Annotated in this window: 17 protein-coding genes; 11 read left to right on the top strand and 6 right to left on the bottom strand. The window is 47.1% G+C overall.

Annotation, left to right across the window (positions count from 1 at the left end):
* Position 1: 1 nt before the first annotated feature.
* The 7 genes from hcaB to F941_RS01935 all read left to right on the top strand — a co-directional run bounded on the left by hcaB (position 2) and on the right by F941_RS01935 (position 6839).
* Positions 2-817 (top strand): 3-phenylpropionate-dihydrodiol/cinnamic acid-dihydrodiol dehydrogenase, encoded by an 816-nt coding sequence (gene hcaB / locus F941_RS01905; RefSeq protein WP_005007172.1) that lies wholly within the window; start codon positions 2-4, stop codon positions 815-817.
* A 203-nt stretch (positions 818-1020) separates the two neighbouring features.
* Entirely contained in the window at positions 1021-1983 is a 963-nt protein-coding gene (locus F941_RS01910) for a 3-carboxyethylcatechol 2,3-dioxygenase (protein WP_005007176.1), read from the top strand.
* A gap of 18 nt (positions 1984-2001) precedes the next feature.
* Positions 2002-3231, top strand: a complete 1230-nt coding sequence (hcaD, locus tag F941_RS01915; protein ID WP_005007179.1) for a 3-phenylpropionate/cinnamic acid dioxygenase ferredoxin--NAD(+) reductase subunit — start codon at positions 2002-2004, stop codon at positions 3229-3231.
* 311 nt (positions 3232-3542) lie between these two features.
* Positions 3543-4457, top strand: a complete 915-nt coding sequence (locus tag F941_RS01920) for a DMT family transporter (protein ID WP_005007182.1) — start codon at positions 3543-3545, stop codon at positions 4455-4457.
* A gap of 131 nt (positions 4458-4588) precedes the next feature.
* Positions 4589-4771, top strand: coding sequence for a hypothetical protein (locus tag F941_RS01925; protein ID WP_005007183.1), 183 nt, complete (start codon positions 4589-4591; stop codon positions 4769-4771).
* An 11-nt stretch (positions 4772-4782) separates the two neighbouring features.
* Positions 4783-5721 (top strand): cation diffusion facilitator family transporter, encoded by a 939-nt coding sequence (locus F941_RS01930; protein WP_005007186.1) that lies wholly within the window; start codon positions 4783-4785, stop codon positions 5719-5721.
* Positions 5722-5783: 62 nt separating this feature from the next.
* Positions 5784-6839 carry an MBL fold metallo-hydrolase gene (locus tag F941_RS01935; protein ID WP_005007189.1) on the top strand — a complete coding sequence of 352 codons (1056 nt, stop codon included), beginning with the start codon at positions 5784-5786 and terminating at the stop codon, positions 6837-6839.
* Here F941_RS01935 and F941_RS01940 read toward each other — a convergent pair.
* Together F941_RS01940 and F941_RS01945 are read right to left on the bottom strand one after the other, a co-directional pair.
* Positions 6836-7237, bottom strand: a complete 402-nt coding sequence (locus tag F941_RS01940) for a DoxX-like family protein (RefSeq protein ID WP_005007191.1) — start codon at positions 7235-7237, stop codon at positions 6836-6838. The genes F941_RS01935 and F941_RS01940 overlap by 4 nt on opposite strands.
* Positions 7224-7670 carry a thiol-disulfide oxidoreductase DCC family protein gene (locus tag F941_RS01945; RefSeq protein WP_005007193.1) on the bottom strand — a complete coding sequence of 149 codons (447 nt, stop codon included), beginning with the start codon at positions 7668-7670 and terminating at the stop codon, positions 7224-7226. Before F941_RS01945 ends, F941_RS01940 begins: the two co-directional genes overlap by 14 nt.
* A gap of 356 nt (positions 7671-8026) precedes the next feature.
* Here F941_RS01945 and katG point away from each other — a divergent pair, with 356 nt between their 5' ends.
* Positions 8027-10213: a catalase/peroxidase HPI gene (gene katG, locus F941_RS01950; protein WP_005007195.1), complete on the top strand. Its 2187-nt coding sequence runs from the start codon at positions 8027-8029 to the stop codon at positions 10211-10213.
* Positions 10214-10388: 175 nt separating this feature from the next.
* Here the strand turns inward: katG and F941_RS16670 are convergent, their stop codons facing one another.
* Together F941_RS16670 and F941_RS01955 are read right to left on the bottom strand one after the other, a co-directional pair.
* Entirely contained in the window at positions 10389-10538 is a 150-nt protein-coding gene (locus F941_RS16670) for a hypothetical protein (protein WP_212749851.1), read from the bottom strand.
* 627 nt (positions 10539-11165) lie between these two features.
* The gene (locus F941_RS01955; RefSeq protein ID WP_005007200.1) at positions 11166-11789 is read right to left on the bottom strand and encodes a TetR/AcrR family transcriptional regulator; all 624 of its coding nucleotides are present in this window, start codon (positions 11787-11789) and stop codon (positions 11166-11168) included.
* Positions 11790-11880: 91 nt separating this feature from the next.
* Between F941_RS01955 and F941_RS01960 the strand changes: the two genes are divergently transcribed.
* A complete protein-coding gene (locus F941_RS01960; protein WP_005007202.1) occupies positions 11881-13542 on the top strand; it encodes an acyl-CoA dehydrogenase family protein in 1662 nt (553 codons plus the stop codon).
* Between the two features lie 9 nt (positions 13543-13551).
* Here the strand turns inward: F941_RS01960 and F941_RS01965 are convergent, their stop codons facing one another.
* Positions 13552-14457 carry a LysR family transcriptional regulator gene (locus F941_RS01965; protein WP_005007203.1) on the bottom strand — a complete coding sequence of 302 codons (906 nt, stop codon included), beginning with the start codon at positions 14455-14457 and terminating at the stop codon, positions 13552-13554.
* A gap of 101 nt (positions 14458-14558) precedes the next feature.
* Between F941_RS01965 and F941_RS16595 the strand changes: the two genes are divergently transcribed.
* Positions 14559-14696 carry a hypothetical protein gene (locus F941_RS16595; protein WP_005007204.1) on the top strand — a complete coding sequence of 46 codons (138 nt, stop codon included), beginning with the start codon at positions 14559-14561 and terminating at the stop codon, positions 14694-14696.
* Between the two features lie 149 nt (positions 14697-14845).
* Positions 14846-15025, top strand: coding sequence for a DUF7230 family protein (locus F941_RS01970; protein ID WP_005007205.1), 180 nt, complete (start codon positions 14846-14848; stop codon positions 15023-15025).
* A gap of 12 nt (positions 15026-15037) precedes the next feature.
* Here F941_RS01970 and F941_RS01975 read toward each other — a convergent pair whose 3' ends face one another.
* Positions 15038-15454, bottom strand: coding sequence for a hypothetical protein (locus F941_RS01975; protein WP_005007206.1), 417 nt, complete (start codon positions 15452-15454; stop codon positions 15038-15040).
* Positions 15455-15551 lie beyond the last annotated feature (97 nt).

Genomic DNA, 15551 nt, shown 5'->3' on the forward strand with positions numbered 1-15551 from the left:
CATGGGTTGGCTGCAAGGCGAAGTTGCGCTAATTACTGGCGGCGGTTCTGGCTTAGGCTGGGCGCTGGTTGAGCGGTTTATTGAAGAAGGCGCGCAAGTTGCCGTTCTTCAGCGTTCTAAAGCAAAAGTGGATGCATTAAATCAACACTTTGGCGGTAAAGTTCTTGCGATTGAAGGCGATGTAGCCAGCTATGAAGACAATGTCCGTGCTGTCAATGCGACTGTTGAGCGTTTTGGCAAGCTGGACTGTTTTGTCGGCAATGCCGGGATTTGGGATCATTATGCCGATATCGTCAATACTTCAGGCGAGCAATTGGAAAAAGCCTTTGATGAAATCATGGGCATTAATACCAAATCCCTCATCCTTGGCGCTAAAGCTGCGCTGGATGCATTGATAGCTTCTGAAGGTTCTATCATATTTACTTTGTCTAATTCCGCGCTGTACTCTGCTGGCGGAGGCCCCGTATATACTGCATCTAAGCATGCAGGGGTCGGCATTATGAAAGAACTGGCGTATGAGCTTGCGCCTAAAGTACGAGTGAATGCTGTTGCGCCGTCAGGTATGAATGTGAATATCAAAGGCGCTGCGTCTTTAGGTCAGGAAAATCTTGGCCTGCTGGATGCACGCGACCCTGAGAAAATTGCACGCGGCATGCCGCTGAACTTCCTGCCTGAGCCGGAAGAGATGACGGGTTCATATGTGCTTTTGGCTTCTCGTCAAAATAACCGCCCTTTGACTGGTGTTTTAATTAACGCGGAATGCGGTCTAGGTATTCGCGGTTTGCGTCAGCCGCGTGCAGGTTTCTTTGACGAATAAAATCCGCTTTCTACAGATCGCTTGCCGGTCATTAAATCACTGTATGTTCTTCAATCCCCTAATCCCTCCAATCAATAGAGGGGCATGGCCTTGATAGAATCCTGCAAAGGTTCGTAAGGCTTCCTTCTGATGAGTCAGGAGGATAGGGGGGAATTTAGATTAATGACCTTTTCAAGGATCGACCTTCCGTTCTGGAGTCTCTCATGGCCGTTAAACTTATTTGTGCATCGCATAGCCCTCTTATGGAATTTGCTTCTCCGCAGGAAAAGCATAAAGAGGACATCGTTCGCGAAACATTTGCAAAACTTGCAAAAGAAGTGGAAGCATACAACCCGACCCTGATTATTACCTTTGGCCCCGACCATTTTAATGGCTTCTTCTATGACCTGATGCCGAGCTTCTGCGTGGGCATCCGCGCGAAAGCGGCAGGCGACTGGGACTACGGCAAAGACAATGACCGCATTGATGTGCCGGAAGACACTGCGCTGAATCTGGTTCGCCGTGTACTGGATGAAGGTGTCGACGTTGCATACTCATACCGCATGCAGGCGGATCATGGCGTGACTCAGCCTTTGCATTTCTTATGCAATGGCAAGCTGGACCGTTATCCAACGATTCCTATTTTCATCAACGGCGCAGCGGCGCCGATGCCAACCACCAAGCGCACTGTGGCTTTGGGCCGTGCTGTGGGTCAGTTCATTCAATCGTTAAATCTTGAAAATGAACGCGTCCTGATTTTGGGCACAGGCGGCCTTTCGCATGATCCGCCGACACCGCAAATGGGCGCTGTGCTGCCAGAAGTGGAAGAATTCCTCATCTGCGGCCGCAACCCAAGTGAAGAATCACGCAATAACCGTCAGTCTAAAATTATTGCGGTGGGTCAAAAGCTGGCCGCTGGCGACAAATCTGTCGCTGTTCCACTCAACCCTGAGTGGGACCGCGCACTGCTGCAGACTTTTGCCAAAGCGGATTTTGCAGCCATTGAAGCGATGACTGAAGATGAAATCCGCCGTGACGGCGGACGCGGCGGTCAAGAAGTGCGTTCGTGGATGGCGGCGTTTGCTGCATTGCATGAAGTCGGCGAGTATGAAATGACAACGCACTGCTACGAAGATATTAGCGAGTGGATCGCGGGCTTCGGCATCGTATCTGCTGAATTGAAATAATTGTAAGAGTTTAAGCACATGAGCAACATCGAAACCATCGTCATTGTAGGTGCGGGTCAAGCAGGCGCAAGTGCAATTTTAGAGCTTCGCGGCAACAAATACGTAGGCAAAATCATCTTAATTGGTGATGAGGCGCATCTTCCGTATGAACGTCCGCCGCTCTCTAAAGATGTGATTTTGAAGCCTGAAGACACCAAGATTGAAATTCTGTCCGAACAAAAACTGGCAGAACTTGGGGTAGAAACCATTCGCGGCAACGGTGCAGTGAAAATTAATCCGGATGTGAAAACGGTTGAACTTCAAAACGGTGATCTTGTTGCTTATGACAAATTGCTGCTTGCCACAGGCGGTGCAGCGCGCCGTTTGCCAGACTTTGATGCCTTGGGCAAGCACGTGTATACACTGCGCAACCTTGAAGATTCTCAAGCTTTAGTTCCTGTATTGCAGGCTGGCCGCCGCTTAATTTTAATTGGCGGCGGGGTGATCGGTCTAGAGCTTGCGTCATCGGCACGTTTCAAAGACTGCCAAGTAACTGTGATTGAAATGGGTCCAATGGTCATGGGCCGTTCATCGCCGCGTATTTTGAGCGAATTCCTGCTTGAACAGCAGCGTCTCGCCGGTGTGGATGTGCGTCTTTCAACCTCTATTGCAGACTGCCAGCTGGATGGTGAAGAAATCGTTGTGACTTTGGGTGATGGCGAAGAGTTGCGTGCAGATGCCGTGGTTTACGGCATTGGTATTGTGCCGAATGCACAGCTTGCAGTAGATGCAGGGCTAGATGTTGATGTTGCCATTAAAGTCAACGATAACTGCCAAACCTCAAATGCAGACATTTATGCGGCAGGGGACGTGGCAACGCAGCTACGTGACTGCGGCAATCACCGCCGCGTAGAAACGTGGGAAAATGCCAATCTGCAAGCAGGTATTTTCGCGCGTCACGTGATGGGTGCAGAACACCCTGCGCCAAACCCAGCGTGGTTCTGGACGGATCAATTAAATATCAATTACCAGTTTGTCGGCGATATGGCGGCGGCTGAATGGATTGTCCGCGGTGAAATTGCCCCTGAACAGCGTGCGGAATCATCTTTTGTCTTGTTTGGCGTAACGGATGGTGTAATCGTCGGCGGCATCACGGTAAACGCGGCCAAAGAAATGCGTCATTTGAAAAAATTGATCAGCAAGAATGCAGTTTTTGAAGCAGACAAATATTTAGATTTGAGCCAAGAGCTTCGCAAGCTGGTGAAGTAATCTGAGTTTGCAAGAGGGCAGACCTTGGGCAACCTGGGTCTGCTTTTTTATGTCTTTGGCTTTGTTGCCACTGCCCTAAATTTCAGTTTTGGTTATATGTCTTTGCGGAGGCTATGCCTGACTTTTCAAAGATGATGAGAACCTCAAAAATATATTTTTGGGTTCGCAAGGCAAAAATCTTCTGCTTATCTGAGGGTACATCCCTATACCCCAGATAAGCAGGCGACATTCATGTCGCCCCCCGCATAGTGAATGATGGGGAGGACTCGATTTTAGTCTTATCCCTAATTTAAATTACGATTGATGAGCTTATGAATTCCAACTCCTCGCCACTTTTTGTCACGGCAAGTATCTATGCTTTGCTGGTTTTGATTTGGGCCGCGACGCCGCTGGCGATTGTCTGGAGCGTGGCGGAAGTGCATCCGATGTGGGTGCTGATCATCCGCTATTTTGGCGCGTCCATCATTGCGCTGTTGGTATTGAAGCTGATGCGCGGCCCGCTGCCTTTTGACAAAGTATCGATGCAAAGCTATATCGCAGGCAGCCTGAATTTAATCGGCGCGCAGTTGTTTATTTATCTGGCAGCCAATTATTTAACCTCGGGCTTAATGGCGCTGATTTTTGGTTTTTCGCCGCTGATTGCAGGCTTGATTGGCCACGTGATTTTAAAAACTCAAAAGCTGGTTGGACTGCAATGGCTGGGCATGGCCATTGCGGTCAGCGGCCTAAGCTTTGTCTTTATTGCTTCTGCTGACAGCAAAGTCAACCCATGGGGTGTTGTGCTGATGCTGATCAGCATGGTGTCTTATATCAGCTCCATCTTTTGGGTCAAGCAGATCAATGCCCCGCTGAAGCCGATGTCGCAGGCCACAGGTTCGCTTATGGTGTCAGCACTGGGTTCATTGCTGCTGATGCCATTTATTTGGCAGCATTTCCCAACACAGATGCCGAGCAGCAATGCGCTGATAGGATTCCTGTTTACCATGATTTTGTCGTCTATTGTGGCGATGCTGTGCTATTTCTGGCTGATCAAGCGTTTGGCGGCGTCTACCGTCTCTTTAAGCAATGTGATGACGCCTATTATTGCCCTTGTGCTGGGTGCGGCGCTGAATAATGAACACATCAGCGGCCATGCTGTTTTAGGCATTGCTGTGGTCTTGTTCGGGATTGTGCTGTACTTCTGGAAAGAGTGGCGCATGCAATATTTTGCCAAAGCCAAAACATGAAAACTCAGGTAAAAAGGGAAGCAGGGCTTCTCTTTTTTATGCGCATTTGCCCGTCAGCGGATGAAAGGTGCTTATCCTGCGGACAGTGAATCCATGTTCCACATGGAACCTTGCGTAATGCAGAGATAATCATGAAGGCTGAAACAGTCTCCCGCCTGCGTGATGAAAACGTGCAAAAAGAGATTGAAATACAACAAAAAATAAACCTTTCCGCGCAATGCTTTGGTTATAAGATAGGGCAATACAGCGGGAGTGCGCCAGCAAGTGAAATCCAAGCCGCCGCTGATGATTATAATTTTAGGCCGTACTTTTAGGACAGTATTCAATGTCGAGTACCAATAAAGCCGTAGTGTATGCAGCATTGCTGGGGAATCTGGCGATTGCTTTGGTCAAGTTTATTGCTGCGTACATCACCAACAGCTCTGCCATGCTGAGTGAGGCGGTTCATTCGGTGGTAGATACCCTGAATGAAATTTTGCTGCTGCACGGCATGAAAAAATCCCAGCAGCCGGCCAACTCCAGGCATCCTTTCGGCTATGGTCGGGAATTGTATTTCTGGGCATTTATTGTCGCTTTGCTGGTATTCGCCTTAGGTGCAATAGTATCCATTTATCAGGGAGTGCAGCATATCCGTTATCCAGAAGAAATTAAAAATCCGATGGTGAATTATGCGGTGCTGGGTTTTGCCATCATTTGTGAAGGCGCATCATGGTTTGTCGCTTTAAAAGCCTTTCGCAAATCCAAAGGCGCGCTGGGCTATTTTGCAGCGTTCCGGCGCAGTAAAGACCCGACGGCTTTTACGGTGTTGTTTGAAGATACTGCGGCATTGATTGGTTTATTTATCGCCTTGATTGGGGTTTATTTGGCGCATGCATTGAATATGCCTGTGCTGGATGGTGTAGCATCTGTAATGATTGGTGCGGTTTTAGCTGTTTCGGCATGTCTTTTGGCGCGTGAAACCAAGGGCCTGCTGATGGGGGAGACCGCTGATCCGCAGCTGCGGCACAATGTGCTGCACATTGCGCAGAAGGACCCGGCCGTGCTGTCTGCCAATGGCGTGCTGACAGAACAGATGGGGGCGCATCAGGTCATTGCATCTTTAAGCCTGGAATTTAAAGATCATTTAAGCGCTGATGAAATTGAGTCCTGCGTGAATCGGATTGAATCACAAATTAAACAGATTCATCCTGAAATTGTGGCACTCTTTGTCAAACCGCAATCTCAACAGGTTTGGCTGGAACGGATGAAAGGCCGTTTGGATTAAGTTCAGCTGCCTGTTCAGCTGATTTTGTTTTGCTAGAATTTTTTGAAGAACTTTGAATGTCCATGAAGCACGAGTCGGAACAAAAGCATTTTCAATTGCCAGCAGAGGCGTGCTGGTCACATACTTGGCGTCAGCCGATGTTTGAGTTTCTCGCCTCAGCGCATTTTAATGGCGAGCATTTTTTTAATGCGCTGCGGCCGCCGGAAAGCCATAAGCGGTCTAATTTTATTAAGTGGATGCTGAAGCGCCGCTCATCGACTTGGAATGTAGACCGCAAGCAGGAATATCAGCAGTTTGCGCAAGCGTCGCGTTCCCTGCCGCAAAACCGCCCCAATGCCAAAATAGATGATTGGCAGGTCTGGTTTGTCGGGCATGCGACAGTGCTGATTCAAATCGGCCCTTATAACTTGCTGACAGATCCTGTCTGGGCGGAATATGCCGGCCCGAGCCAAGGCCGCGGGCCGCGGCGCGCATGCCCTGCAGGAATTGCCTTGGAAGAGCTGCCGGAGATTCATGCCGTGCTGCTGAGCCATAACCATTATGACCATATGGACTTAAGCACCCTCAGCTGGCTGCATGAGCAGTTTGCCATGCCGATTTATACTGGGCTGGGCAACAGTTACTACTTGCCTGAGCATTTTCAAGTCTATGAGATGGACTGGTGGCAATCTGCGCTGCTGGGGGATTTAAAGCTGGTTTATACGCCTGCTCAGCATGGCTCAGGCCGCGGCCTGCGTGATCAGAACCGTGCGCTTTGGGGCGGCTTCTCTGTCTTGAATGGCGCAGATCACTGCTTTTTTGCCGGCGATACTGGCTATTCTCCGCATTTTAAAGAAATCTATGCCAAATATGGCGCGCCGCGGATAGCCTTGCTGCCGATTGGCGCCTATGAACCGCGCTTATTGATGCGCTATCTGCATATGAATCCGGATGAAGCGTTCCAGGCGCATAAAGACCTGCATGCCAAATGTTCATTGGCCATTCATTACCGTACCTTCCAATTGACGGATGAAAGCCGTGAACAGCCGGAAGAAGACCTGCAGAAGGCGCGTCAAAAATCTTCGAAGCTGATGAATCCATTTATCTGCATCCGCGAAGGCAAGCGCTTAACGGTTTAAGCCGATGGTTGAGGTTCTTTGATGAGCGCAATGGCAGCGATAGACAGTGTTGCCATTGCAGTGTTCATTACAAATGGATTAAACGCCTGCTGGAAGTAACGGGGATCGACCGCCAAGATCAGGGCACTGAGGCCAAGCATGCTGATAATATTCAATAGATGTAAAAGCTGATGCTTTTTCAAAACGAGAAATAACAGCCCAAATGCAATTTCAACGCACCCTGAAATTTGCATCAAAATGACGGCTTGGATTTCATTCAGGCCTTGTAGCTGCCAAATGCGCAGCTCATCAGCAGCTTGAAATAAAATTTTAGGCACCAGTCCCTGATAAATCCATAATACCGCTAATGCAAGATGAATGCTGAGCAGTGCAGGATGCTGCGTATTAGATTTTGGCATGAATGATATATTCCAAAAAATGCTGCTGATTGTCTGCAGAAGGAATCAGGCATTGGTTGGTTATGCCGAAGAGCTGATAACGGTTCAGCGCCACCCGGCGGTATAGATAGTCGCGCCAGAGGCGCGGCATGAAATAGCCGGCGCGCATCAGGGAGAAGGGGCGCCCTAAGTGTTGCATCACTTTGAGCAAGGCTGTGGATTCAAGATAGCGTTGACCATTCAAAATCACCACCATGGTGGTGTAATGCTCAGTCGACATGCCATAGTGTTTTAAAATCGCTTCCCCAAGCGGAGATTGCACAGAGGCAAGTTTGAATTTTTTTTGATGATCATTTTGAATTAAAAATTTAGCCCAGCCATTACAAATCACGCAAATGGCGTCAAATAAAATAATATCGTGCTGCTGAATAATCTGCGGAATATCATATTGCATAGATCACCATACGTTTTTGCTTTTATTTTCGAGTATATAAAATAAGGGGCGATAAACCTACCGATTTTTTCGCTTTTCAGCGACTGGCACTGGGCATCGGATTTTTCGAAAAACAGGATTCAGATAAGCCATCAGCCTCTAAAAACGCGGGTCAGCCTATTTTCTTCAAAAGTAAAGTCATAACTTTTTGAAAAACAAAAAATCATTTATTTTTAATATTTTAAATTGAATAAACCGATTGTTTTGATTCGTTAAATTTGCTTGGGCTTCGGTCAAAAACAAGATATGTTCTTAATCAGCAGCAGATGTATTTTACGGTTCAATACAATACTTCATAATTATTTTGGAGACTTACAATGACACAAAATTCGCAAGCATCCGGTTGCCCATTTCACCAAGCCGGTGGGCAGACCAGCGTAGCCAGCACAAGTAATGCAGACTGGTGGCCCAACGCTTTAAACCTCGATATTCTTTCTCAGCATGATAAAAAAACCAACCCAATGGATCCGGACTTTGATTATGCAGCTGCCTTTAAATCACTGGATCTGGAAGCGGTTAAACAAGACCTCCGTGAATTGATTAACAGCAGCCAAGACTGGTGGCCATCGGATTATGGCAGCTACATTGGCATGTTTGTGCGTACTGCATGGCACTTGGCGGGCTCATACCGCAAGCAGGATGGCCGCGGCGGCGCCAATACCGGCAACCAGCGTTTTGCGCCGCTCAACAGCTGGCCTGATAATGTTAATACTGATAAAGGCCGCCGCCTGCTTTGGCCGATTAAACGCAAGTACGGCAACAAAATTTCCTGGGGCGATTTGATTGTACTTGCCGGTACGGTGGCGTATGACGTTGCCGGTTTAAAAACCTTTGGTTTTGGCGGCGGCCGTACCGATATCTGGGCGCCTGAAAAAGACATTTACTGGGGTGAAGAGCGCCAGTGGCTTGCGCCAACCAAAGAGCGCTATGCCAATGATGCAGACCGCTCATCTCTAGAAAACCCGTTGGCTGCGGTGCAGATGGGCTTGATTTACGTTAACCCTGAAGGGGTGGATGGTGTGCAAGACCCGCTTCGCACCGCGCAGGATATGCGTGTCACATTTGACCGCATGGGGATGGATGACGAAGAAACCGTAGCGCTTACAATTGGCGGACATACGGTAGGTAAAGCGCACGGGAATGGTAAAGCTGAAAACTTGGGCGCCGATGTGGAAAGCGCAGATGTTGAATTTCAAGGCTTGGGCTGGCACAACCCGGAAGGCACAGGCAATGGCGCAAATACCATGGTCAGCGGCTTGGAAGGCGCATGGACCACGCATCCAACCAAGTGGGATAACGAATTCCTGTACTTGCTGTTTACTTATGAGTGGGAAAAAACGCTGAGTCCGGCAGGCGCGAAACAATGGGAACCTGTCAACATTAAGGAAGAAGACAAGCCTGTTGATGCGCACAATCCGAATGTCCGCCGCAACCCCATGATGACCGATGCCGATATGGCGCTGAAATTTGACCCTGAATACCGCAAAATTGCAGAGCGTTTCTATCACAACCCTGCAGAACTTGCGGATGTCTTTGCACGCGCCTGGTTTAAATTAACCCACCGCGATATGGGGCCGAAATCGCGTTATTTAGGTGCAGATGTTCCTGCAGAAGATTTAATCTGGCAAGATCCAATTCCTGCTGTTGATTACACCTTAACAGATGCAGAAGTCGCTGAACTGAAAGCGAAACTCTTATCAAGCGGCTTATCTTCTGCTGAGCTCATTGCAACGGCATGGGACAGCGCGCGCACCTTCCGCGGTTCGGACTACCGTGGTGGCGCGAATGGCGCTCGTATTCGCCTTGCACCGCAAAAAGATTGGGAAGGCAATGAGCCTGTTCGTTTAGCGAAAGTACTTGCTAAACTTGAAGAAATTCAAGCAGGTCTTGCCAAGAAAGTCAGCATTGCCGACTTGATCGTGCTGGGCGGTACTGCTGCAGTTGAACAAGCTGCACATGCTGCAGGTGTGGATGTAAATGTTCCATTCCTTTCAGGCCGTGGTGATGCGTCTCAGGAACAAACGGATGCGTACTCATTTGAAGACTTTGAACCTAAAGCGGATGGTTTCCGCAACTATGTGAAAGCGGATTATGCAGTACAGCCTGAAGAAATGCTGCTAGACCGTGCGCAATTGCTTGGTTTGACTGCACCTGAAATGGTGGTGCTGGTGGGTGGTCTGCGTGTATTGGGCGCGAACTTTGGCGACTCTAAACACGGTGTGTTCACAGACAAAGTGGGTACATTAAGCAATGACTTCTTCGTGACCTTGACCGACATGGCTTACAACTGGAAGCCTACAGGGAAGAACTCGTACAACATTGTGAGCCGTGCTTCGGGTGAAACCAAGTGGACTGCAACCCGTGCAGACTTAGTCTTTGGTTCGAACTCGATTTTACGTGCTTATTCAGAAGTGTATGCACAAGATGACAACAAAGAAAAATTCGTCAAAGACTTTGTGGCTGCATGGACGAAAGTGATGAATGCAGACCGTTTTGATGTGTGATTGATTTAAAATATAGAAAACCGCCTAAGGGCGGTTTTTTATGGAACAATGAAGTTTCAAGTAAAAAACCTTAGTTTGTTAAACCTTGGCTTTTTTGTGGGTTGCAAATTATTGAAATCATTAAACTAATACAGTCGATTTCGCATAAGGTGTATTATGTTAATTTTAGAAAATATTAAAAGAAATTTTCAGGATATAAAAATGATGGTATGTGGCGTCTAATTAATTGTGCTTGACCATTATAGCCTCTTTTCTCTAACTCTAATAAAAATACTGGCCATGGTGGAATATTACTGCGGTATACATTAGTTGAAGATGTAGACATGCCGCCTCCTTGCAATGTAGATAGCCCTCCATATTGCAATGTAGATAGCCCTCCATATTGCAATGTAGATAGCCCTCCGTATTGCAGCGTCGATAGCCCTCCGTATTGCAGCGTTGATAGCCCTCCGTATTGCAGCGTAGATAGCCCTCCGTATTGCAGCGTAGACATCCCTCCATATTGCAGCGTAGACATCCCTCCATATTGCAGCGTAGACATCCCTCCGTATTGTAGCGTAGATAGCCCTCCGTTTTGGGCAGTGCTCAAATTACGAGGCCAAGTTCTTAAATTTGGTATTTCAGGTCGTGTCATAACTATATAACTCTCTAAAACTAATAATGAAAAATAATAATTAGAGTACATTACTACTTTTTCACTAGTTATTGTTCTAGTGGAAAAAATGGACGACAAATAGTGTCTTTCTACTTAGGGTTTATTTGCATACGAAGCTCCCATTTAACATAATGGTGCTTATGCGAAATAGTTTTAATAAAAAAATTAAAAATCAATTAGTTGAGTAATTAAAAAATCACCATTCATCTTCAAAAAAGCGACTTTGCAAAAAGTCGCTTTGTTTTTAATCAGTTTTGGTCGATTTTGCCACTAAAAATACATGTTTATGTACAAAATTTAGCTACGGTAATCTAATTTTTTTAGGAACTGAACAATATCCATCTCCAAAACATTCCAATCCTTAAATGTCGGTTCAATCAACAAAGTCTGCGACACAAAGCCATAACACACCCGCTGCATATTTAAAGCCACCGACTTGAGCTGTTCATCATCCTGTATAAACGGCTTAAGAATGTGCTGCCACATCTGTACCATCATGGCATAACTCTTACGGTAACTTTCAATATCCGAAATTTGCCGTTCCAACAAAAATACCTGCGACCATAAAAACTGCTTTGCTTGAATTTGCTCAATTTGAAAATGAATAATTCGCTCTAAATACGCCTGAAACTCCAAATCTGTGGATAACTTGATCAAGCTTTGTGCATAACTTTTTAAGCTTTCCGCATTGTGTTTCACATGCAAATGAATGGTTAGCGCAATCAAATCTTCCTTCTTGGAAAAATACTCATAAAAAGTTCCCAAGCCCACGCCTGCAAGGTCGGTAATTTCCCGAATGGTAATTTGGCTGGCAGGGCGTTCATGCAAAAGCCGAACAAAACTTTCCTGCAAAGCTTCTTGCGTCAGTTTGGCGCGTGATTGACGCGGTTTACGCCGTATTTGAATGGCTGAATTCTTCATATTTTTAAGCTGTAAAAACCGAACGTCTATGCTTTAAATTTTCTCTATACTGAAATGAAAAGCCAACAAGAACAAGCGGAAAATCTAGACGATGAATACATTAGAACAGACATGGATGACGCATCAAATCAGCAATCAATTTGATGAACTGGACAACTACAATCTATTCTCTAGCGATACGGTGCTGCATGAAATTTTAAAACGCTGCGGCAGCCATGATCAGGCCACGCTATGTGAAATGGGCAAGGTCGCAGGTTCGAGTGAATATTATCTGCATGGCGCTTTAGCCAATCAGCATACGCCAATTTTACATGCCTTTGATGCCCGCGGCCGCCGTAAAGACTTTATCGAATTTCATCCCTCATGGCATAAATGGATGGGCCTCAACCGCCGGTTTGATACCCATGCACATCCATTTAATCAGCCGAATTCAAACACTAAATGGGTGGATTGGGCGGCGCGTTTTTATCTTGCCGGGCAGGTGGAATGCGGCAACTTATGTCCGAACTCGATGACCTTAGGCAGCATTCCTTTAATTCAACGTGAGCCTGAACTGTGGGCCAAAATTGGAGAGAAACTGCTTTCGACAGAATATGATGAACGCGATGTGCCGATTGCGCAGAAAAAGTCGATTTGGCTGGGTATGGGCATGACCGAAAAGCAGGGCGGTTCGGATGTGCGAGCCAATGAAACCATCGCCATTCCTGTTGCTGAGTCAGGCCGCGGCAAAGCCTATTTGCTTACAGGGCATAAATGGTTTTTCTCTGCGCCAATGTGTGATGCGCATTTGGTGGTGGCCAAAACCGAGCAGGAGGGATTGGCCTGTTTCTTTGTGCCGCGCTGGCTGGAAGATGGAACGAAAAATCAAATACACATACAGCGCCTGAAAGAGAAAGTCGGCAACCGCAGCAACTCCAGTTCTGAAGTCGAATTTAAAAATGCCTGGGGCATCATGATTGGAGAAGCAGGGCGAGGCATTCCGACCATTATTGAAATGGCGAATTACACCCGTCTGACTTGTTCGGTCGGTTCGAGTGCCATGCTGCGTCAAGCCTTGGTGCAATGCATTGCCTATACCCGTCAGCGTCAAGCTTTTGGCAAATATCTGATTGATCAACCCCTCATGCGTGCGGTATTGGCTGATATAGCTTTAGAGAGTGAAGCAGCGACTCAGCTCAGTTTCCATTTGGCGCAGTGCTATGAATCGGATGATGCGCTGTCAGTGGCATGGAAACGCATCATGACCCCGGCCGCCAAGTTTTGGATTTGCAAACGTGCGGTTGAGCTGACGGGGGAGATGATGGAAGTCTTTGGCGGCAATGGCTATGTCGATAACGGCATCATGGCGCGCATCTTCAAAGAAGCACCAGTCAATACCATTTGGGAAGGTTCAGGCAATGTGATGTGCCTGGATGTGCTGCGCGCGATTGGGCGAGATCCTGAATCCATTGAAGTACTGTTTAAAGATCTAGCTGCAACTGCAAGCACAGATGCAACGCTGCAAACTGAGCTGCAAAATCTATTCAAACTGTTCCAGCAAGCGCCAGAAGATCTGCAGTTTATGGGACGCAGCCAGGTCAGCCGCGTGGTGATTTTGGCGCAGGCGGTATTGCTGAAACGCTATGCCCCAGCCTATGTGGCGGATGGATTTATTCAAAGCCGTTACAGTGCATTTCATGGCCGTGTTGCTGGAATGCTGGACGCTAAAATGGTGGATGCAGAGCGCTTGCTGGAAAGAGCTTTCGCGCTCTAAATTCAGCTTTTAAGTTTCCAGTGCGGCGGCCAATGCCGGCAGAGAAGGAGATTGCTCAGTGTGTAAATGTTTAAAAAATAAATGCATATTCGAACTCCATTGATTTTGATCTTCGGCAATTAAATAGGTCGGCATGCGGGCAAGCGGCGCTTCAAGCGCGTGGATTTGTATGTGCGGATAAAAGTACGACTGCTGCACATATTTAAGCGGCAGAATGGCAATGCCGACATCTAAGCTGACACAGCTGACAATCCCGTCCAGACTGCCCATTTCAAGAATATTCGCTGCGGGGAGCTGCTGTATAGAAAGGTAATGATCAATCACTTTCCTGTAGCTGCAGCCTTGCTTGAAGCTGATGAATTTTTTATGGCTTAAATATTCTGCCGATAAGGGATTTGGAGAATTTTTCGCACTAATCAGGACCAGCTCTTCCGTCCAGACATGAAAATTAAATAAACCTGAAACCGGCGCAGGATTGGCGATAAAAGCGCAATCGAGCTGCCCGGCCTGAACTGCATCAATCAGCTCACGCGTTGGAGCCGTGGTTAAGGTGTAGGGAAATTGCAGATCACGTTTTTGAAGATTTTGGAAAAGCGCCGGCAAGCGAATTGCAGCCGTGGTTTCCATGCTGCCAATTTCTAAAGGAAGATTCGAATCTAAACTGGAATGATTGAATTGATTGAGCACCTCCTGATGCAGCTGCAGCATCTGTTCCGCCGCGCGGAAAAGCTGCATGCCTGCACGTGTCGGGCGGATGGGATGCTGCCGATGCAAAAGCTCAGCCTGCAGCTCCGTTTCCAGCTTTTTGATATGCGCGGTGACATTGGATTGCACCGTATGCAGATGCTGGGCCGCAGCCGAAAAACTCTGCAGCTTGATGACGGTAGTAAATATTTCCAATGATTTAATTTGCATTATGATCACGTTTAAAGATAGAGGGCATCACTTTAAATCATTGTACATGATAACCCGCGGCTGTTTTAATTTCACAGTATTGAACGGCAGGGGAGCTTGTTATGGATCATGTTTTTAGTGTGGGCAAGTTATTGCTGATTTTGTTTTTTTCGGCGGCTTGCGCCAGCGGGCTGTCGCATTTTGATGCGCTGATTTTAGGGGGAGCTGTACAGCAGGACTTACATCAGCATATGGACTAGGCTTTTAAAAAATACTGCTGTTTTTTTGCCCTGCAGGCTGAATGCATGGCGTGATTAATGATGTAAAGATAAGGCTTGAATTTTTGATAAAATAGCGCAATATATGCACTGCATGCATCAGATAGGCAAGCTGAAAACAGGTGAAGAAAATGGCAAAGAGAAAAGCAGCGCCAGAGGTTGTCATCAACAACTTTGTGGCAAAACACATGAACGATTTTAACAAAAGCCAAACTTTTGTAGACCGGAAGAAAAACGCAAAACGCGGCTACAGCAAGCACAAAAAAGGGGGATATTCGAATGAGTATCTCCCTTTTTTAATGGCGGCTTAACCGCCAAGACAGTTATTTTTTATTAGAAAATAAATCATTCAACATAGTCGCTAAATCTTCTTTCTTTAACGGCGCGGCTGCGGTTTTTTGCTGTGCAGCTTCATTCATGTCAAGCACGGCTTTTTCAATCTTTTTCCCCATCTGCTCGAAGAATGACGGCGCTGCAGCATGCGTATCATGCCGTTTTGCGCGGTTGGCTGCCTGTACCGATGGATCATTCTTGCCTAAGCGTCGCTGCTGAATGCGGGTAATTTCAATGCCTAAAAGCGCTGGAATGGCTGCCCGTGCAGGGCTGTGGCTGGAATTTCGAACCGCCGCCGCTTTGATTTTCTGTGCTGGCGCTTGCGGTCTAGATTTGAGTTGTTTAAACGGCTTTGCGGTGATTAAAAAGATAATCCCGGCAAAGACAAGAAACAGAATAAAATCCATATGCACCTCATCAACAGGCAGTGAGCAATAGATCACGGCCGTCACTGCTGATTAAACCGCTTCGTCTTTTAAACTCAGCCAAAGCGGCGCGATTAAA

The organism is Acinetobacter bouvetii DSM 14964 = CIP 107468, assembly GCF_000368865.1.
GTDB lineage: Bacteria > Pseudomonadota > Gammaproteobacteria > Pseudomonadales > Moraxellaceae > Acinetobacter > Acinetobacter bouvetii.